This window comes from Rhizobacter sp. P2_D12 (assembly GCF_056404395.1).
Genome location: NZ_JBFUEB010000114.1, coordinates 1 through 18,547 on the forward strand (window position 1 = coordinate 1; position 18,547 = coordinate 18,547).

Genomic DNA, 18,547 nt, shown 5'->3' on the forward strand with positions numbered 1-18,547 from the left:
GCAGGACATCGTCCGCCATGCGGATCCGGTGCTGGGCGTCAACGCGCTGGCCGACAAGTCGCAGTTGCGCATCGGCAGCGACCGGCTGCAGTTTCGCGTCAAGTCGTCGGAGGCCGGCTACCTGTACGTGTTCCTGGCCGGCACCGACAAGGCCCACTTCTACCTGCTGTTCCCGAACGAGCTGGACAAGAACAACCGCATCGAGCTGAACCGCGAGGTGCTGCTGCCGAGGGCGGGCTGGCACATCACGGCTGGCGGGCCGCCCGGCACCGACCACATCGTCGCGATGGTGTCGAGGCGCCCGCGCGACATGAGCGGCATCGGCGTCAAGAAGGCCGGCGACCAGATCCCCGAGATCGACCTGGCGCTCGCCGAGCAGCTGTGGTCGGCGCGCACTGCGGGCGAGAGCCCGTTCGCCGGCAAGGCGGTGTGCGAGGCGGGCGAGTCGCCGTGCGATGGCAGCTACGGCGCCACGCTGCTGGTGATCGACGAAGTGAAAAAGTAGCCCGGATGCCAATCCGGGATGTGTCGGACCAACCCCGGATTGGCATCCGGGCTACGAGCCGAGGAAGATTTTGATGGCCACCAATCCTGCTGCCAAGCCCAGGCGCCCCACCGCCGACCGCCTGCCGAAGGGCACCCCCTTCATGCGCGTCGCGCGCCCCGACGAGATCGACGTGCGTGACCGCCCCTACCGCCCGGCGATCGGCAGCGCGCCGCCGCCGACGCTGTTTCCGAAGCTGGCGCTGCCGGTCAAGCACCAGGGCGACACGATGGCCTGCACCGGCTTCGCGCTGTCGCTGGTGGTGGAGCACCTGTTGTTCTGCGCCGGCCGCGAGCGCCAGCCGGCGATCTCGCCGTACATGCTGTATTCGATGGCGCGGCGCTACGACGAGTACCCCGGCTCGTCGCAGGACAAGGGCTCCAGCCTGCGTGGCGCGATGAAGGGTTGGTTCAAGCACGGCGCCTGTCGCGCGGCGCTGTTCCCGGGATTGGAGATGCCGGCCGCCAGCAAGACGCTGGCCAGCGACTGGTGGTTCGACGCGGTCAAGCGCCCGCTGGGCGCCTACTACCGCGTCGATCCGAAGGCCATCACCGACATGCACGCGGCGCTCAACGAGGTCGGCATCCTGTATGCGAGTGCCGGCTGCCACTCGGGCTGGGACGACGGCATCGAGCTGACCCCGCTGAAAAAACGGCCAGCCTCCTTCGCAACCGGCAAGGGCCGAAGTGGAAACATCTGGGAGATCCCGGTCAAGGGCGGCCATGCGCGCCATTCGGGTCATGCCTTCGCGATCATCGGCTACAACGAGCGCGGCTTCCTGATCCAGAACTCCTGGGGCACCGACTGGGGCTCCTACGGCTACGCGATCCTGAGCTACGACGACTGGATCCAGAACGCGATGGACTGCTGGGTGGCGCAACTCGGCGTCGTGACGCAGGACCACACCGCGATCTCGAAATCGATCAGCCTGCGCACCGATGCGGCCGGCCGCGTCGCGCTGGCGGCCAGCGAGGTGCTGCGCAACCGCGAGCTGTCGCCGTTCATCGTCAACATGGGCAACAACGGCGCGCTGAGCAACRGCGGCGTGTTCCGCACCCGGCCCGACGACGTGCGCGCGATCGTCGACGTGCAGCTGGCGCAGGCGCGCAAGCAGTGGGGCCTGCAGGACGACGTGGTCGACGTCTGCATCTTCGCGCACGGCGGGCTGGTGGGCGAGACGGCGGCCGCCGACATCGCGGCGCAATGGATCCCGATGCTGTACGAGCAGAAGATCTTCCCGATCTTCCTGATGTGGGAGACCGATTTCTTCACCAGCGCGCTGAACTGCATCGACGACGCGATCCGCGACGTGCCGCGCACGACGGCCGGCGGGCTGTCGATGGCGGCGTGGTGGAACGAGCGGCTGGAGCGTGTGCTGGCGCGCCCGGGCACGCGCATCTGGGGCGAGATGAAGCAGAACGCCGATGCGATGAGCGCCTACAAGCCGGGCGTGCCGGACGACGAGCAGGCCGGCGCGGTGCTGCTGTATGGCCATTTCAAGCATGGTGTCGCGGACAAGCGCATCCGCATGCACTTCGTCGGCCATTCGGCCGGCAGCATCGTCGCGAGCCTGATGATCGACCGGCTGGCGCAGGAGGGCATGCGCTTCGAGTCGGTCAGCTTCATGGCGCCTGCGGTGCGCGTCGACACCTTCGAACGCTGCGTGCGGCCGCACCTGGCGTCCGGCGTGGTCAAGCGCTACCAGCAGTTCCACCTGAGCGAGCGCGCCGAGCAGCAGGACCACACCTGCGGGCCGTACCGTCGCTCGCTGCTGTACCTGGTCAGCGAATCCTTCGAGGGCGGCAGCACGACGCCGATCCTGGGCATGCAGAAGTTCTTCGACGAGATCGCGCCGGGGCTGGCCAACACCACCGCGTGGGTGGCGCCGGGGCCGGTGAGCGCGAGCACGACGCATGGCGGATTCGATGACGATCCGGGGACGCGGGGGCAGGTGGTGCGGTTCATCCGGGGGTAGCGATCGCCCGAAACGCCGAGGAACTCGCGGCCTCCGGCGGGAAGACCGTCGATCGTGTCCGGGGAACCGCCGTTCATCGCACGACCGGCCGGGCGGACTTCCGCAACACCGCGCTGCGCCGTATCGTCGAGCCCATGACACCCGCCCCTTCCTCGCCCACCCGCCACCTGGCCCGCCTGTGGGCCTCGCTCACGCCCCGCCGCATCGCGATCAACCTGCTCGTGGCAACCCTCGCCGCGATCGCGCTGAACCCGATCTTCGACACGCCCTTCCTGAGCGTCTGGGGGCGCAGCATCTTCGTCGGGCTGGTGCTGCTGGTGGCCTTCGACATCGCCGGCCACTGGCCGTCGCGCTGGCTGCCGCGCTGGCTGGTGCAGGTGGCGGCGGTGGTGGTCGCGGCGCCGGTGGCCACCGGCATCGCCTACCTGGTGATGGTGCAGGGCGACCTCACCAGCTTCCAGCGCAACGAAGGCCTGCTGTGGGGCTTCCTGTCGATCGCCGGCACCGGTGTGGCGGTCGGCCTGACGCTGGCGCTGGGGGCGCTCTACCGCGAGCGCGATGCCCAGGCCCGCTCGCAGGCGCTGGCTTTCGAGCTGGAGCGCAGCACGCTCGCGCGCCAGGCGCTGGACGCCCAGCTGCGCCTGCTGCATGCGCAGATCGAGCCGCACTTCCTGTTCAACACGCTGGCCAACGTGCAACAGCTGGTCGAGTCGGGTTCCGAGCGCGCCGGCCCGGTGTTGAAGAGCCTGATCGCCTACCTGCGTGCCGCGATGCCCAGCCTCGCGCAAAGCGGCGGCACGCTGGGCAACGAGATTCGCCTGGTGCGCGCCTACCTCGACCTGATGCGCATGCGCATGCCCGACCGGCTGGCCTTCGAGGTGTCGCTGCCGCCCGCGCTGGAAGAGCTGCCGTTCCCGCCGATGGCCTTGCTGACGCTGGTGGAGAACGCGGTGCGCCATGGCATCGACCCGAGCGAGGCGGGCGGGCGCATCGAGGTCGGTGCGCGCGTGGACGCGGCCGCGGCGCAGGTGGAGGTGTGGGTGGCCGACACCGGCCCCGGCATGGACGAGAAGGCCGCGCCCGGCACCGGCCTGGGCAACCTGCGCGACCGCCTGAAGGCCTCGTACGGCGCAGCCGCGCAGCTGCTGCTGGCCGATGAGGCGCCGCACGGCCTGCGTGCGAAGATCGTGCTGCCCGATCCGAACGCGAAGCTTGCTGCCGGAGATGCCGCATGAAGGCCACCGCCCTGATCGCCGATGACGAACCGCTGCTGAGGGAGCGCCTGCGCGGGCTGCTGCAGCGGCTGTGGCCCGAGCTGCAGGTGGTGGCCGAGGCGCGCAATGGCCGCGAGGCGGTCGAGCTGTTCGACGCGCATGCGCCGCAGGTGGTCTTCCTGGACGTGCACATGCCGGGCCTGAACGGCGTGGAGGCCGCGCGTTCGATCGCGCGGCGCGCCGAGGTGGTGTTCGTCACCGCCTACGAGCAGTACGCGGTGACGGCCTTCGAGCAGGGCGCGCTCGACTATGTGGTGAAGCCGTTCGACGAGGAGCGCCTGGCCGACACGGTGCAGCGGCTGCAGCAGCGGCTCGGTGGCAAGGTGCCTGCGGCCGATGCCGACGAGCGGCTGGATGCGGCGATCGAGAAGATGTCCGCCGAGTTGCGTCGCCACACGCGCCAGGCGGCCTGGCTGCAGTGGATCAAGGCCTCGGTGGGCAACAGCGTGCGGCTGATCCCGGTGGAGCAGGTGGCCTACCTGCGCTCGGACGAGAAATACACGCTGGTGGTGTGGGAGGGCGGCGAGGCGCTGATCCGCCGCACCATCCGCGAACTTGCCGACGAGCTCGATCCGGACTGTTTCGTGCAGGTGCACCGTTCGGTGATCGTCAACCTGCGCCAGGTGGCCCAGGTGGTGCGCGGGCCGAACGAGACGGCCGACGTGCACATCAAGGGGCGCAGCGAGCTGCTGCCGGTGAGCCGCAGCTTCGTGCATGTGTTTCGGCACATGTAGCCCGGATGCCCATCCGGGCTGCGGGGGATGCAGGCTACTGCAGCGCCGACGCGGCCACCGGTTGGGCCAGCGCCACGCTCTGTGCGCGCTTGCCGGTCACGGTGACGGCCGGCAGCATGATGACCTCGGCGCGGGCTTGCTGCACCGGCTGACCGCGACCTTCGCCGGCCATCTCGAAGGCGAAGGCCAGGGTGGCGGCGACGAGCACGGTGAAGGCGAGCAGCGGGGCGAAGAAGCGGTCGAACATGTTGATCTCCAAGCGGTGGTGTGTTGCGTTGGAGTGAACTGTAGAAGTCGGCCCGTTGCCGCGACAGCGCCGTGAGACGGAGCGGCGAATGGCGGCGACGAGCTGCCGGCCGGCGCGATGAACGGCGCCCGAAAACTACGCAGGCTGCGGGCGGGAGCCGGCGATGCGCCAGCTTTGAGCGATACCGAAAGCGATCTCGGCCACGGTGAAACCCAGGATGATTACGCTGGCGCCGTGCACGACGGCGTGGACCTGCCACGCGGCGAACAGGAATCGTCCCGTGGCGTCGTAGCGCCCGAACTGCTGTTGCGGATCGCGGATGCGCAGCACGGCCCAGACGGTCACGATCGATCCGAGCAGGTTGGCGAGCAGCACGTGCGCCGGCTCGAACGCGGGGAACGAACCGGGCAGGCCCTGCGCCGCGGCCTGCAAGGCGGCGTGGACCCATGCGAAGGTCCAAGGCGTCGCAAAGCCGGCGGTGACGACCAGGTCGTACCAGGCGCTGGCCTGGACGAGCCGGCGGTAGTGGGTGGGTTGCATCGTCTGTTGTGCTCCGGAAGGCTTGCGAGGTAGGAGATCCAGGCTAAGGCCTGGAGTACGCTCCAAGGTCAAGCACTTTCCGGAACAACATGCAGATCGGTGACTTGGCGTCGCAGACCGGGCTCAGCCGCGACGCATTGCGCTTCTATGAGCAGCGGGGGCTCATCCGGTCGGCGCGCTCGGCCGCGGGATACCGGCTCTATGCGCCCGAGACAGTCCAGCTGGTGGCCTACATCCGCACCGCGCAGCGGCTGGGGTTCAGCCTGGCGGAGATCGGTGACAAGCTGCCGGCGCTGTGGGGTTCCGAAGCGCCGTCTGCCGAGATTGCAGCGCTGCTGGCAGAGAAGGTGGCGATGATCGACTCGAAGATCGGCGAACTGGCTGCGTTGAAGAACGCCTTGCTCGATCGCGTGGCGCAAACGTGCCCATTGCGCGGCCCGTAGCCCGGATGCCAATCCGGGAGGCACACGCGATTACAGCGCCGACGCGAGCACCGGTTGGGCAAGTGCCACGCTCTGCGCACGCTTGCCGATCACGGTGACGGCCGGCAGCATGATGACCTCGGCGCGGGCCTGCTGTACCGTGTGGCTGCGGCCCTCGTCGGCCATCTCGAAGGCGAACGCCAGCGTGGCGGCGACCAGCACGGCGAAGGCGAGCAGCGGGGCGAAGAAGCGGTCGAACATGTTGATCTCCAAGCGGTGGTGTGTTGCGTTGGAGTGAACTGTAGGAGCCGCCCCGCCCGGCCGGAAGCGGGCTGAGACGAAGCGTCGATTCGCAGGGATGGGCTGCGGGCCGGCACGATGAATCGCGCGGCCCGGCGCCTCAGATTGCCTCGGTGCGCGCCTGCAACCAGGCCAGCGCATCCCCGTTGACCAACGGCGCCAGCCGCTCGCGCACCACCCGGTGGTAGTCGTTCAGCCACGCCGCCTCGTCGGCGCGCAGCAGGCCGCGGTCGATGCAGCGGGTGTCGATCGGGCACAGCGTCAGCGTCTCGAACCCCAGGAACTCGCCGAACGCACCCGCCTCGGGCGTCTCCACCGGCACGTTCAACACCAGGTTCTCGATGCGAACACCCCATTGGCCGGCCCGGTACAGCCCCGGCTCGATGCTGGTGACCATCCCCGGCTCCATCGCCATCTGCGGCTCGGGGATCGCCTTGCTGATGCTTTGCGGCCCCTCGTGCACGTTCAGGAAGTAGCCGACGCCGTGGCCGGTGCCGTGGCCATAGTCCAGCCCCTGTTCCCACAGCGGGGCGCGAGCGATCGCGTCCAGCATCGGCGACAGCGTGCCGCGCGGGAAACGCGTGCGGCTGAGCGCCAGCGTGCCCTTCAGCACCAGCGTGTAGTCGCGCTTGTGCGCGGCGCTGACGGTGCCGATCGGCCAGACGCGCGTGATGTCGGTGGTGCCGCCCAGGTACTGGCCGCCCGAGTCGATCAGCAGCAGGCCGTCGCCCTCGATCACCGCATGCGATTCGGGCGTGGCCCGGTAGTGCGGCATCGCACCGTTCGCATTGAAGCCGGCGATGGTGTTGAAGCTCAGGCCGACGAACCCCGGCCGGCGCGCGCGCGCGGCCGTCAGCTGCTCGTCGATGGTCAGCTCGGTGATGCGCTCGCGGCCCAGCGCCTGCTCGAACCAGGCATAGAACTCGCACATCGCGGCGCCGTCCTGCGCCATCGCATCGCGCACGAAGCCGGCTTCGGCGGCGCTCTTGCGGCTCTTTTGCAGCGTGCTGGGATTGATCGCCTCGACCACCTTCACCGCGGCCGGCACGTTCTCGCGCAGCCCCAGCGTGATGCGGCGCGGGTCGACCAGCAGCGTGGCGGTGGCGTCCAGCCGGCCAAGTGCGGCGGCCGCGTCGGCATACGGTGCCAGCAGCACGCCGTCGGCGGCCAGCGCCGCCTGCACGCCGGCCGGCACCTTGCCGTCGCCGACGAACAGCGTCGCGCCGTGCAGGCCGATCAGCGCATGGGCCAGGAAGACCGGGTTGTAGCTGACGTCGGACCCGCGCAGGTTGAAGATCCACGCGATGTCGTCGACGGTCGACACGAAATGCTGGTTGGCACCGTGCCGCGCCATCGCCTCGCGCACCTGCGCCAGCTTGGTGGCACGGGCCAGCGGCGCGTGCGGCGCCAGGTGCTCGTAGACCGGCGCGCCGGGCAACGCCGGGCGCTCGGGCCACACGTCTTGCAGCAGATCCAGGTCGGTGCGCAGCGGCACGCCGGCCCGCGTCAGCGCGGTGCGCAGCTGCTGCGCCGCGGCCAACCCCAGCACCGCGCCGTCGACCGCCACCGTGCCTCCGGCCGGCACCTGCGTGGCCAGCCACTCGACGTGGTGGGTGGCCGCGCCGGTCGGGATCTTGACCAGCTCGATGCCGGTGCCGGCCAGCTCGGCCTCGGCCTGCACCCAGTAGCGGCTGTCGGCGAACAGCGCGGCGCGCTCGGTGGTGACCACCAGCGTCGCCATCGAGCCGGTGAAGCCGGACAGCCACTCGCGGCCCTGCCAGCGCACCGGCAGGTATTCGGACAGGTGCGGGTCGCTCGACGGCACCAGCAGGGCGGCCAGCTTGTGTTGCTTCAGTGCGTCGCGCACGCGTTCCAGGCGCAGGCGGATCGGGGAGGTGCGGGTGTCCATGGTGTCGGCTCCGTTCAGGCCCACGCGGCACCCGGGTCGGGCACCGCCAGGCGGGGAGCGACGATTCTAGGCCGCCGAGCTCACACCACCTGCGCCTGGGACAGCGCGAAGTCGTCGTCGCGCCAGCACTCGCCGTAGGTCGGGATCACGCTGATGACCTCGAAGTACGGCCGCCCGAAGTACTCGGTGTCGTGCAAGGCCTGGATGGCGGCATGGTATTCGTCGACGTCGGTGGTCTCCCACACCGCCACCTCGGCGCACAGCGTGTCCCAGCGCGATGCGCAGGCCTCGAACTGGCGCAGCCGCAGCGACGGGAAACCGTCGAACACCAGCATCAGCACGCGTTCGCGGAACGCGGCGCGCTGCTCGGCGTCCAGCGCACGCCAGTGCGTGGTCGCCTGCAGCAGCATGAAGAACGTGTGGGCACGTGACATGGGTGTGATCGTCCGCAAGGAATGGGTTGACGCCGCATGGCGCCTTGCCGACACTATGCGAGCTTTCATTCATATTTGAAACTCGCATTTCGGCCGACCATGAACACGACCCAGAACCACCCGCTCGTCCCCCGCAAGGCGCCGCGGCAGGCCCGCTCGCGGGCCACGGTGGACGCGATCCTGGACGCGGCAGCTCGCGTTTTGATCGAACGCGGCTATGCCGGCACCAGCACCAACGCGGTGGCCGAGGTGGCCGGCGTCAGCGTCGGGTCGCTCTACCAGTACTTCCCGAACAAGGATTCGCTGATCACCGCGCTGCACGAGCGGCACAGTCGCCAGATGAGCGCGCTGCTCGATGCGGCGCTCGAGCGCCACCACGGCTCGACGCTGCGCGACGCGCTGCACGGTGTCATCGAATCGGCGGTCGAGGCGCACCAGCTCGACGCCGACCTGCACCGCGTGCTCGAGCGGCAGCTGCAGGGCCTGGACCAGTTCCCCGGCGAGGACGAGGCCGTCGACGACATCGAGCGCCGGCTGCGCGGGCTGCTGGAGGCGCACCGCGCCGAGATCGTCGTGGCCGACCTGCGCCTGGCGACCTACGTGCTGATGCATTCGGTGCATGCGCTGATCCACGCGGTGGTGCTGGAGCGGCCGTCGGGGGTGTCGGTGAAGGCGGCGACGCGCGAGACGGTGAGGCTGGCGCTGGCGTACCTGACGGCGGATGTGTGACGAGGCGGGAACTTGTCCACGCCGGCGGTGACTGATGCGGCATTCAAGTCCAGCGGGGGAGCCTCACATGGAAGCAGCGCAAGAGCGCGGGCCTGTCCAGGGTCCGGATTTCGGGCGCGATTCACCAACCAATGCGCAGACATGGCCGGCTTCCTGCCGATCATCATTGCGGCGAGCGCGCCAGGCGGCCCGCGATTGGTGGGCGGATCGCACCGGATTCCAGGCTGTTGCCGCATGCGCAAGCCTGTTCCTGTTCAACGAGTCAAGGCTGCTCATCGCCCAGGTGGTGCAGCAGATGGGCAGCCTCGCGGAGGACGCCGCGGCCAGCGACTCGTCGAACTTCTCGCCCGAGGCCGGCCTGGTCGTTCGCGGCGCCCTGTGTTTCGTTGCTGGAGCAGTCTGCTTTGCGGCGGCCGTTGACTGCCGCCGCGAAGCGTGAGTCATCGCTGCGGGCTCACCGCACCGCCGGCGCCCGCCCATACAGCAACAGCATCGCGACGATGACCCCGCCGTAGATCACGTGCCGCCCCCATTCCTCGATCTGCATCACCGAGAGAATGGACTGCAGCAGCGTGATCAGGATGACGCCGGCCACCGTGCCCAGGTAGTTGCCGCGCCCGCCGAGGATCGAGGTGCCGCCCAGCACCACGGCCGCGATGGCCGGCAGCAGGTAGGGGTCGCCCATCGCCTGCGCGGCCTTGCTCGCATAGCCGGCCAGCAGCACGCCGCCGAAGGCCGACAGCCCGCCCGCCACCGCGAAGGCCGTCATCACCACCAGCCGCGTGCGCGCCCCCGACAGGTAGGCCGCCTGCTCGCGGTTGCCGATCGCATAGACGCTGCGGCCGAAGGTGGTGCGCGTCAGCGCGAACACCGCTGCCGCCCCCACCGCCGCCCACACCAGCAGCGCGTTCGGGATGCCGAACAGGCTGTGCCCGGTCGCGATGAAGCGCATCGCGGCCGATGACGCATCCTGCGGCGAGAAGCCGCCGGTGTGCACCACCATCAGCCCCTGCGCGACCGCATTCACCGCCAGCGTCACGATCATCGACGGGATGCGCAGGAAGGCGACGCCGAAGCCGTTCACCAGCCCGAGCCCGACGCCGCAGGCGATGCCCACCGGGATCGCGAGCGCCGTGCCCCACGGGCCCCAGCCGGTCGCGGCGGTGGCCATCATCCCGCCCACCGCCACCACCCATGGCACCGACAGGTCGATCTGGCCGAGCAGGATCACCAGCATCATCCCGGTCGCGATGACGCCGAGGAAGGAGGCCACCTTCAACTGCTGCAGGAGGTATTCCGGCGACAGGAAGCTGCTGGAATACAGGCTGCCCACCAGCAGCAGCGCGACGATGCAGCCGAAGGCCGAGGCGATGGCCGGATCGGGTTTCAGCCGAAGCAGCCAAGCCGGCCGGCGCCGGGCCCTGGCCGCCTGCGGCGCCGGGGCGGTCATCTGCGCTTCATCCATACAAGTCCAGGCGATTGCGCACCTGCAGCAGCCGCAGCGCCCCCAGGCACACCGCGGCGAACAGCACCACGCCCTGGAACAGCGGCTGCCACAGCGGCTCGAGGTTGAAGACGAACAGCAGGTCGCCGATGGTGCGGAACATCAGCGCGCCGAAGATCGCGCCCACCGCGCTGCCCGAGCCGCCGAACAGCGACACGYCGCCCAGCACCACTGCCGCGATCGAGTACAGCGTGTAGGTGCTGCCGTTGGCCGACGAGGCCTCGCCCGAGTAGGTGATGCAGGTGACGAACAGGCCGGCGATCGACGCCAGCAGGCCCGACAGCAGGTAGGCGACGAACTTGGCGCGCTGCACCGGCACGCCCGACATGTAGGCCGCCAGCTCCGACGACCCCACCGCGGACGCCGCGCGCCCGATCACCGAGCGGCGGTACGGCAGCCAGACCGACAGCACCAGCGCCAGCAGCAAGGCCAGCGCCGCCGGGATGCCGCCCGGCAACTGCCCGGTCAGCGCATCGGCCAGCCCGCCGTTGACGTCGCCGCCGGGCACGCGCCGCAGCGCCAGCGCGGCGCCGTAGAAGGCCGCGCCGGTCGCGATGGTCGTCACGATGGGCTGCAGCCGGCCGTAGATCACGATCAGCCCGTTCAGCGCACCGCAGGCGCAACCGGTCAGCAGCACACCGGCCACGCCCGCGGCGGTCTGCAGCGGCGTACCGACGACGATGTGCGAGGCCAGGCAGTTGGCCAGCACCAGCACCATGCCCACCGACAGGTCGATGCCCGAGGTCAGCACCACCAGCGTCTGCGCCATCGCGACGATGGCCAGCAGCACGCCCTTGTTGGCCGCGGTGGTCGCGACGTTGGCATTCAACCCGGCCGGGTGGTTGGCGGCGTAGATCGCGAACATCAGAACGAAGCCGGCAAACGCGAACAGCGTGCCCTTGTGCTCGCGCAGGCGGTGGGGCCAGTCCTGTCCCGTCATGCAGCGGCCTCCACGTCCAGCGCGGCGCTGACCAGCGCGCGCTCGGTGATCTGCGCACCGCGCAGCTCGCGGTGGATCGCGCCATCCACCATCACCAGCACGCGGTCGCAGCAGCCGATCAGCTCGTCGTAGTCGGTCGAATAGAACAGGATCGCCGCGCCCTCGTCGGCCAGCCGGCGCAGCAGCTGGTAGATCTCCTGCTTGGTGCCGACGTCGATGCCGCGCGTCGGGTCGTTCAGCAGGATGATGCGCGGCGCCATCATCAGCCACTTGCCGATCACGAGCTTCTGCTGGTTGCCGCCCGACAGCGCGCCGGCCGCCACGTCCGGCCCGTCGCAGCGCACCGCCAGCAGCGCCATCATGCGGTCGACCGCGGCGCGCTCGGCCGCGCGGTCGATCACGCCGCCGCGCGACAGCGTGCCCAGCGCCGCGTACGACAGGTTCTCGCGCACCGACATCGGCAGCATCAGGCCTTCGGTCTTGCGGTCTTCCGGGATCAGCGCCATGCCGATGCCGGGCCGCTTGGCCGCGTGCGGGCCGCCGATCGCGACCGGTGCGCCATCGATGTGCAGCTCGCCGCTGCAGCCGCGCAGCACGCCGAACAGGGCCAGCAGCAGCTCGCGCTGGCCCTGGCCGTCGAGGCCGCCCAGGCCGACCACCTCGCCCGGGCGCAGCGTGAGCGAGATGTCGGCGAGGCGGTGCGTCCAGCGCAGCTGCTTCAGCTCGAGCCGCGGTGGCCCGGTCTCCGCGGGCGGCGGCGGCTTCGGCGGGAACACGCCGCTGTGGAAGTCGGCCGAGAGCTGTCGGCCGATCATCAGCTCGATCACCTCGTTGTCGGTCTTCGCGCCGGCCGCGTAGTGCGCGACGCTGCGGCCGTTGCAGAACACGGTGCACTCGTCGGCCAGCTCGGCGATCTCGTGCATGCGGTGCGAGATGTACAGCAGCGCCAGCCCGTCGGTGCGCAGGCGCTTGAGCACCGCGTAGACCTTGGTGACGTCGGCGGCAGTCAGCGCCGACGTGGCCTCGTCGAGGATCAGGATGCGCGGCTGGCGCGCCAGCGCCTTCGCGATCTCGACCATCTGCCGGCGCGACAGCGACAAGTCCTTCACCAGCGACAGCGGGTGCACGTCATCGGCACCGGCGCGTGCCAGCGCCTCTTCGGCCAGGCGCCGCTGCGCGCGGCGGTCGATCAGCCCGAAACGCCGCGGCGGGTTGCTGATGAACAGGTTGTCGGCCACCGACAGGTCGGGCACCAGCGACAGCTCCTGGAACACGCAGACGATGCCGGCGGCGTTGGCGGCGGCCGGCGACGTGAACGTCACCGGCGCACCGTCGAGCAGCATGCGGCCTTCGTCGGCCGCGACCACGCCGGCCATCACCTTGATCAGCGTCGACTTGCCGRCGCCGTTCTCGCCGAGGATCGCGTGGATGCGGCCGGGCTCGACGCTCAGGTCGGCGGCCTGCAGCGCACGGACGCCGCCGTAGCGCTTGCTGACCGCTTGCATCTCGAACAGGCTCATGGGGCGCGGACCCGGATTGGCATCCGGGCTACTTGTTCGCCTCGCTCTGGCCCATGATCTCTTGCGCGGTGAAGTTGATGCCGCAGGTCGGGAACGCATTGCCCACGAAGAAGTTGTCCGACTGCGCGCCGTAGAAGTTGGCGCCGTCCTTGAAGCCCGGGTCTTCCACCGTCGACAGCGGCAGCTTGATCGACTGCGGCAGCACCTTGCCCTCCAGCGCCGCGATCGCCACCTTGATCGCCACCGCCACCTGGGCCGGGCCGGTGCCACCCGACGCGCACTTCAGGCCCTGGCCGGCGTACTTCGCGCAGAACTTGCGAAAGCCGTTCTCGGTCTCGCCGGCGAACGGCACCATCGGGTGCTTGGCATCCAGCATCGCCTGCACCACGCCGGTGTCGCCGCCCTGCGCCGTGATGGCATCGAACTTCTTGTGCACCGCGATCGCATCGGCCGTCACCTTCTGCGCGGTCGGGTCGTCCCACTTGCCCAGCACCTCGATGGTCTCCCATTTCTTGCCCGAGGCCTTCAGCGCCTCCTGGATGCCGTCGTGCCGGTCGCGGTCGACCGAGGTGCCCGACACGCCGCGCACCTCCAGCACCTTGCCGCCGTTCGGCGTGTTCTTGATCAGCCAGTTGCCCCAGTAGGTGCCCAGGCCCTTCTGGTCGACGTTGACGTTGATCGCCTCCTCGGTGTCGAGGATGTTGTCGAAGGCGACCAGCACCACGCCGGCATCGTTGGCGCGCTTGATCACCGGCTTGAAGGCGGCAGGGTTCTGCGCGTTCACGACGATCGCATCGAACCCCGAATCGATGAAGTTGTTGATCGCGGCGATCTGCGCCGCGACGTCTTCGCCGGTCGACACGACCTTGTATTCCTTCAGCTTGGCCGCCACGTCCGGCTGGGCTGCATAGGCCTTGGCCGTCTTGATCATCTGGATGCGCCAGGTGTTGGCGATGTAGCCGTTGGCCAGCGCGACGCGGTACGGGCCCTTCTTGGCCGGGAACTGGAACAGCTTGGTGGTGCTGCTCCACGGCGCGAAGCACTGCGGGTCGGAGTTGGCGGTCGTCACCACCTTGGGCGGCGCGGCCAGCGCCGCGGCAGACAGGGTACCGAGCGCAGCGGCTCGCAGAACCAGCCAGCCGAAGCTGTGCGGAGAAAGTGCGGACGTCATGGCGTGTCTCCTTCAGGGTCGGTCCGCAATGTATCGATTTACAAAATGGCTGGATACTCAGGTGAAACCCGCTTGGGCGGGACAAGTGCTGTCCCGTCGCGGTGCGGGGTCAGCGCGCGCGTTTCTGCGCGGGTCGAGGTGAAAGAGGCGGCGCGACCGACTCGCGCTCGACCAGCTGGTGCGTCGTGAAGACCTGCTGGTGCGGCTCGGCCGACGCGCCGCGCGGGCGCATCACGCCGTCGACCATCGCGCGCGCCATCTCGCGCACCGGCAGCTGCACGGTGGTGAGGCCGGGGTTGGACAGCGCGCCGAGGAACAGGCCATCCAGCCCGACCACGGAGATGTCCTGCGGCACCCGCAGGCCGCCTTCGCGCAGGCCGGCCAGCAGGCCCAGCGCCATCATGTCGTTCAACGCGACCAGGCCGGTCGGGCGGCGCGGGTCGGCGGCCAAGTGCACGCCGGTGGCCCGGCCCACCTCGGCGATCACCGAGTCGCCGTACTCGTTCAGCGGGCCGCCATCGAGCACGCGTGCGGCCGGGCCCAGGCCGGCGGCCTCGACCGCGGCGCGGAAGCCGTCGATCTTGTCGCCGCGGCTGAGCGTCATGCCGGCCACGGTGACGAAGGCCAGTCGGGTGTGGCCTTGCGCGATCAGGTGTTCGGTGGCCAAGCGCGCGGTGGCGACGTTGTCCGGCGTCACGTGGCCGATGCCCGAAGGCTTGCCGGGCGTCGCGCGGCGGTCGTAGCTCATCACCTGCATGCCGCGCGCGACGGCGGATTCGAGGTGGCGCTCCTCGGCCAGCGACGAGATCACGATGACGCGGCGCACGCCGTGGGCCAGCAGGTCGTCGAAGAAGGCGGCTTCCATCGCCGGGTCGCGGTAGGTGCTGCCGATCAGCAGGCGCAGGCCGTGCGGGTCGCGCGCGCAGGTCTCGATCTCGCGGGCGATCGCGCCGTACATCGGGTTGGCGAGCGAGGGGACGAGCAGGCCGAGCAGCGGCGTCTGGCCGGTCTTGAGCTGCTGGGCCAGCCGGCTGGGGCTGAACTGCAGCGTGCGGATCGCGTCCTGCACGCGGGCGAGGGTTTCGGGCCGCATGCGTTCGGCGCGCCCGTTCAGGACGTTGGAGACTGTGCTGACCGACACCTCGGCCTGGCGGGCGACGTCCTGGATCGTGATCGGGCTGTTCTTCTTCATCGGCGGGCGGTCATCGGATGCCGGCCGACTGTATCGGAACGACGCAGCTCAGTGAACGAGGCCGGTGTCGTGCTCGACCACCAGTGCGCGCGAGTAGCCGCCGCCGCTGACGGTGATGGTCAGCGCGGCGCCGCTGGAGGTGCTGGCGCGGCCGGTGTTGCCCGCGTTGAAGGTGATGCTGCGGGTGCCGGATTCGGCGATGCAGCTGGTGGCGGACGACGGGCAAGGCAGCGTGGCGAGGCTGCCGCCGCTGACGTAGGCGACGCCCAGGCCGGTGGGCGTGAGCGTCGCGATGACCGGGCGGCGTTGCGCCGACGCCAGCCGCTGTGCGGCCTGCAACTCGGCCACCAGCTGGTCGCTGAAGGCGCGCAGGCGCCACATCGTGGTGTCGACCAGGCGGGGGAGGGCGATGAAGGCCAGCATGCCGGTGATGACGATCACCAAGATCAATTCGATCAGGGTGAAGCCCGCCGCGGCAAACCGGCCGTGCATGGCTCAGGAGCCGGTGGCGGTGGCGGTGACGGGGAATGTGACGGCCGTCAAGCCCGTGTTGGCTGTATTGGTCAACGTGCAGGTCCCGGTGGTATCCGCCGTCAAGGCGGCCGCGGCGACGCTGTAGGTGGCGCCCGGCGACGCCTGCAGGAGGCCGAGCACGTCGTTGCAGTTGTCGACCGTGACTGCTGATGCACTGCCCGCTTTGAAAGCCGCGTAGTTGATGGCCGCGGCTGAGGCCAGGCTGCCCCCCACCCCGTTGAGCGCGGCCTGCTGCGCATCCGTCTTCAGGTCCAGGAACTTCGGCAGTGCGGTGACGGCCAGCACGCCCAGGATGACGATGACCATCACGAGCTCGATGAGGGTGAAACCAGATTGCTTCTTCATGAATGACAAATCCTTTGACAAGGCGGTAAAGCCAACAACGCCGCCAGGTGGTGTCACCTCGAACGACTGGGTGCCGCGGACAGGCCGGATTGCCTGGGTTCGCTCGGTTGGCACCTCCATGCTGATCAACGATTTTGGAGAGAGCATGCAGATCCCTGGTCCGGTGCAAATCAAACTGCGACCCAATGCACGTCGTCGCGATGAACCCGGCGCGGTGTTCAGCGCCTGGCGGCCTGCGGCGCCTCGCCGTCGAGCGTGATCACGCGGCGCGTGCCCTCGAAGTCGTCGAGCGCGGCGCGGCTCTGTTCGGTCAGCCGCTGCCAGTCGTCGCTGCTGCGGATGATGGTCGGCTTGATCAGCACCACCAGCTCCTTCTTGCGGCCGGCGTTGACGCGGTTGTTGAACAGCGTGCCGGTCAGCGCGTTGCCGCTCGCCCCCGGCAGCCCGGAACTCTGCCGCGACGATTCCATCTGCATCAGCCCGCCGATCGCGACGATCACGCCGTCGGGGATGCGCACCACGGTGTCGGTCTCGTTGACGCTGCTCGACGCAAGCGGCAGCCGGTAGTTGCCGATCGCGCCCAGGTCGATCTGCTTGGTCTTCTCGACCACCGAGGTGACCGACGGATGCACGTGCAGCGTGATCATGTCGGCCTCGTCGATCTGCGGCGTCACGTCGAGCGCGATGCCGGAGAAGAACGGCGTCAGCGTCAGCGCCGGCAGCGTCGTCGTGCCGCCGGTGGTGCCGGTGCCCGAGGTGACGCTGCCGCCCGACACGTTGGTGACGAAGTAGTCGTCGGTGCCGACCTTCAGCACGGCCTTCTGGTTGTTCAGCGTCGCGACGCGCGGGCTGGACAGGATCTGCACGTCGCCATGCGTCTCGAGGAAGCCGAGGATGGACTGGAAGCCGGTGCCGGCGAGCGCCAGCCCGAGGGCCCCGGTGCCGCTGATCGGCAGGCCGACCACGTCGGCCAGGGCTGCGCTGGTCCCGCTGGGCAGCGTCGGCAGGCCGTTCGAATTGACGACCACCGCGTTCGCCGCATTGCTGGTGCTCTGCCCGAGCGCGATGCGGCTGCGCAGGAACGACCAGTCGATGCCGTTCTGGAAGCCGTCGCGCAGCTCGACCTCGACGATCTTCGCTTCCAGCATCACCTGCCGCTCGACCGACAGCCGCGTGCTGCGCAGGAAGGCGTCGATCTGGCGCAGTTCATCAGGCATCGCGCGCACCGCGATCGTGCCGGCCTGGGGGCTGGCGATCACGGTGCGCCCGCCGGCCGTGCCGACGATGCCGCGCAGTGCCTCGGTGGTCTCGGCCCAGAAGTCGGTCTTCGAGCTGGTGGACACCTGGCTGCCTTCGGTGTCCGCGCTGCGCGCGCGCGGGCTGCCGGAGCCGTTGCCGCTGCTGCCGCTGTCGTTGGCCGGTGGCGCACCCGAGCTGATGCGCACGTCACTGCGACCGCTGCGCTGGTTGTGCAGGTAGTTCAGCATGAAGATGCGCGTCTGCAGCGTCGGCGGAAACACCGTGACGCGCCGGCCGTCGATGCGGTAGTCGTAGCCGTACACCTCGCGCAGCGATTCGAGCGCCTCGCGCATCGTCACGCCCTTCAGCGTGACCGACAGCGTGCCGCCGACCTCGGGGTGCATCAGCATGCTGTAGCGCGTGTCGGTGACGAGCGACAGGAACACGTCGCGCGCCTGGGCGCCGTTGACGATCAGGTCGATGCGTGGCTCGGGCGGCGCGGCCGGCAGCACCGGGGCCGCGGGCAGGGCCGGTGCCGTGTCCGGCGTGCGCACCGGCGTCGACGGCGGGCGCTGCGCCAGCGCGGCGGCCAGTTCGGCACTCAGGCGCTGGCTCGGGTTGGCGGTGCGCAAGGGCTGGTCGGCACAGGCGGCCAAGCAGGCGGCCAGCACGCACAGCGCCATGTGGCCCCGGCGGATGCGCCACGGGTGGGCAAGGGTCGGGGTCATCACGGAGCGTCCTTTGACGGTGGGTCGGAGGGGAATCGGGCGGCCGGCCGCTGCGTGACGCCCGGGTACAGCGGCACGCGGCGCAGGCCTTGCGCATCGCGCAGCCAGACGGCATCGGCGTCGATGCGCTCGATGCGGGCGGTGCCCAGCATGTCGCCGGCCGCGAGCCGCCGGCCGCGGTCGACCAGGTGGCGCACCCCGCCGGCGACGACGACGTGGCGCGGCGTGGCCTCCGCGGCCGGGGCGCTCGCGGCACGGGCCGGTGC

General features: G+C 69.9%; 22 protein-coding genes. 8 read left to right on the forward strand and 14 right to left on the reverse strand.

Going from position 1 to position 18,547, the window contains the following annotated elements:
* From AC1DYN_RS26880 to AC1DYN_RS26895, 4 genes are all read left to right on the forward strand, one after another.
* A partial coding sequence (locus AC1DYN_RS26880; protein ID WP_477964823.1) for a DUF4384 domain-containing protein occupies window positions 1-505 on the forward strand: 505 nt, incomplete at its 5' end.
* Between the two features lie 73 nt (window positions 506-578).
* The gene (locus AC1DYN_RS26885) at window positions 579-2,519 is read left to right on the forward strand and encodes a C1 family peptidase (protein WP_477964825.1); all 1,941 of its coding nucleotides are present in this window, start codon (window positions 579-581) and stop codon (window positions 2,517-2,519) included.
* 134 nt (window positions 2,520-2,653) lie between these two features.
* Window positions 2,654-3,754, forward strand: a complete 1,101-nt coding sequence (locus AC1DYN_RS26890) for a sensor histidine kinase (protein WP_477964827.1) — start codon at window positions 2,654-2,656, stop codon at window positions 3,752-3,754.
* Window positions 3,751-4,527: a LytR/AlgR family response regulator transcription factor gene (locus AC1DYN_RS26895; RefSeq protein ID WP_477964829.1), complete on the forward strand. Its 777-nt coding sequence runs from the start codon at window positions 3,751-3,753 to the stop codon at window positions 4,525-4,527. Before AC1DYN_RS26890 ends, AC1DYN_RS26895 begins: the two co-directional genes overlap by 4 nt.
* 34 nt (window positions 4,528-4,561) lie before the next feature.
* Here AC1DYN_RS26895 and AC1DYN_RS26900 read toward each other — a convergent pair whose 3' ends face one another.
* Both AC1DYN_RS26900 and AC1DYN_RS26905 read right to left on the reverse strand, forming a co-directional pair.
* The gene (locus AC1DYN_RS26900; RefSeq protein ID WP_477964831.1) at window positions 4,562-4,774 is read right to left on the reverse strand and encodes a hypothetical protein; all 213 of its coding nucleotides are present in this window, start codon (window positions 4,772-4,774) and stop codon (window positions 4,562-4,564) included.
* Between the two features lie 135 nt (window positions 4,775-4,909).
* A complete protein-coding gene (locus tag AC1DYN_RS26905; RefSeq protein ID WP_477964833.1) occupies window positions 4,910-5,314 on the reverse strand; it encodes a hypothetical protein in 405 nt (134 codons plus the stop codon).
* Between the two features lie 89 nt (window positions 5,315-5,403).
* Between AC1DYN_RS26905 and AC1DYN_RS26910 the strand changes: the two genes are divergently transcribed.
* On the forward strand, window positions 5,404-5,757 hold the full coding sequence (locus tag AC1DYN_RS26910) for a MerR family transcriptional regulator (protein ID WP_477964835.1): 354 nt from the start codon (window positions 5,404-5,406) through the stop codon (window positions 5,755-5,757).
* A 30-nt stretch (window positions 5,758-5,787) separates the two neighbouring features.
* On the opposite strand, the gene AC1DYN_RS26915 is transcribed toward AC1DYN_RS26910, so the two are convergent.
* The 3 genes from AC1DYN_RS26915 to AC1DYN_RS26925 all read right to left on the reverse strand — a co-directional run bounded on the left by AC1DYN_RS26915 (window position 5,788) and on the right by AC1DYN_RS26925 (window position 8,379).
* A complete protein-coding gene (locus tag AC1DYN_RS26915; protein WP_477964837.1) occupies window positions 5,788-5,997 on the reverse strand; it encodes a hypothetical protein in 210 nt (69 codons plus the stop codon).
* Window positions 5,998-6,136: 139 nt separating this feature from the next.
* On the reverse strand, window positions 6,137-7,945 hold the full coding sequence (locus AC1DYN_RS26920) for an aminopeptidase P family protein (protein ID WP_477964839.1): 1,809 nt from the start codon (window positions 7,943-7,945) through the stop codon (window positions 6,137-6,139).
* 80 nt (window positions 7,946-8,025) lie between these two features.
* Entirely contained in the window at window positions 8,026-8,379 is a 354-nt protein-coding gene (locus AC1DYN_RS26925; protein WP_477964841.1) for a darcynin family protein, read from the reverse strand.
* Window positions 8,380-8,478: 99 nt separating this feature from the next.
* Here AC1DYN_RS26925 and AC1DYN_RS26930 point away from each other — a divergent pair, with 99 nt between their 5' ends.
* Together AC1DYN_RS26930 and AC1DYN_RS26935 are read left to right on the forward strand one after the other, a co-directional pair.
* On the forward strand, window positions 8,479-9,108 hold the full coding sequence (locus tag AC1DYN_RS26930) for a TetR/AcrR family transcriptional regulator (RefSeq protein WP_477964843.1): 630 nt from the start codon (window positions 8,479-8,481) through the stop codon (window positions 9,106-9,108).
* Window positions 9,109-9,175: 67 nt separating this feature from the next.
* Window positions 9,176-9,547 carry a hypothetical protein gene (locus AC1DYN_RS26935; protein ID WP_477964845.1) on the forward strand — a complete coding sequence of 124 codons (372 nt, stop codon included), beginning with the start codon at window positions 9,176-9,178 and terminating at the stop codon, window positions 9,545-9,547.
* A gap of 15 nt (window positions 9,548-9,562) precedes the next feature.
* Here AC1DYN_RS26935 and AC1DYN_RS26940 read toward each other — a convergent pair whose 3' ends face one another.
* From AC1DYN_RS26940 to AC1DYN_RS26970, 7 genes are all read right to left on the reverse strand, one after another.
* Window positions 9,563-10,558 (reverse strand): ABC transporter permease, encoded by a 996-nt coding sequence (locus AC1DYN_RS26940; protein WP_477964846.1) that lies wholly within the window; start codon window positions 10,556-10,558, stop codon window positions 9,563-9,565.
* Between the two features lie 7 nt (window positions 10,559-10,565).
* Window positions 10,566-11,552 (reverse strand): ABC transporter permease, encoded by a 987-nt coding sequence (locus AC1DYN_RS26945; RefSeq protein ID WP_477964848.1) that lies wholly within the window; start codon window positions 11,550-11,552, stop codon window positions 10,566-10,568.
* Entirely contained in the window at window positions 11,549-13,072 is a 1,524-nt protein-coding gene (locus AC1DYN_RS26950) for a sugar ABC transporter ATP-binding protein (RefSeq protein ID WP_477964850.1), read from the reverse strand. The genes AC1DYN_RS26945 and AC1DYN_RS26950 overlap by 4 nt, the downstream gene beginning before the upstream one ends.
* A gap of 28 nt (window positions 13,073-13,100) precedes the next feature.
* Window positions 13,101-14,243 (reverse strand): sugar ABC transporter substrate-binding protein, encoded by a 1,143-nt coding sequence (locus AC1DYN_RS26955; protein WP_477964852.1) that lies wholly within the window; start codon window positions 14,241-14,243, stop codon window positions 13,101-13,103.
* A 109-nt stretch (window positions 14,244-14,352) separates the two neighbouring features.
* Window positions 14,353-15,435, reverse strand: a complete 1,083-nt coding sequence (locus tag AC1DYN_RS26960; protein ID WP_477964854.1) for a LacI family DNA-binding transcriptional regulator — start codon at window positions 15,433-15,435, stop codon at window positions 14,353-14,355.
* A gap of 48 nt (window positions 15,436-15,483) precedes the next feature.
* Complete coding sequence (locus tag AC1DYN_RS26965) at window positions 15,484-15,927, reverse strand: pilus assembly FimT family protein (RefSeq protein WP_477964856.1); 444 nt, start codon at window positions 15,925-15,927, stop codon at window positions 15,484-15,486.
* A 3-nt stretch (window positions 15,928-15,930) separates the two neighbouring features.
* Window positions 15,931-16,314, reverse strand: coding sequence for a type II secretion system protein (locus tag AC1DYN_RS26970; protein WP_477964858.1), 384 nt, complete (start codon window positions 16,312-16,314; stop codon window positions 15,931-15,933).
* On the opposite strand from AC1DYN_RS26970, the gene AC1DYN_RS26975 reads away from it, so the two are divergent.
* Window positions 16,313-16,573 (forward strand): hypothetical protein, encoded by a 261-nt coding sequence (locus AC1DYN_RS26975; RefSeq protein WP_477964860.1) that lies wholly within the window; start codon window positions 16,313-16,315, stop codon window positions 16,571-16,573. The two genes, AC1DYN_RS26970 and AC1DYN_RS26975, sit on opposite strands and share 2 nt — an antisense overlap.
* On the opposite strand, the gene AC1DYN_RS26980 is transcribed toward AC1DYN_RS26975, so the two are convergent.
* Both AC1DYN_RS26980 and AC1DYN_RS26985 read right to left on the reverse strand, forming a co-directional pair.
* On the reverse strand, window positions 16,533-18,281 hold the full coding sequence (locus tag AC1DYN_RS26980) for a secretin GspD/PilQ domain-containing protein (RefSeq protein WP_477964862.1): 1,749 nt from the start codon (window positions 18,279-18,281) through the stop codon (window positions 16,533-16,535). The genes AC1DYN_RS26975 and AC1DYN_RS26980 overlap by 41 nt on opposite strands.
* The coding region (locus tag AC1DYN_RS26985) for a hypothetical protein (protein WP_477964864.1) at window positions 18,281-18,547 on the reverse strand (267 nt) is incomplete at its 5' end. The genes AC1DYN_RS26980 and AC1DYN_RS26985, both read right to left, overlap by 1 nt.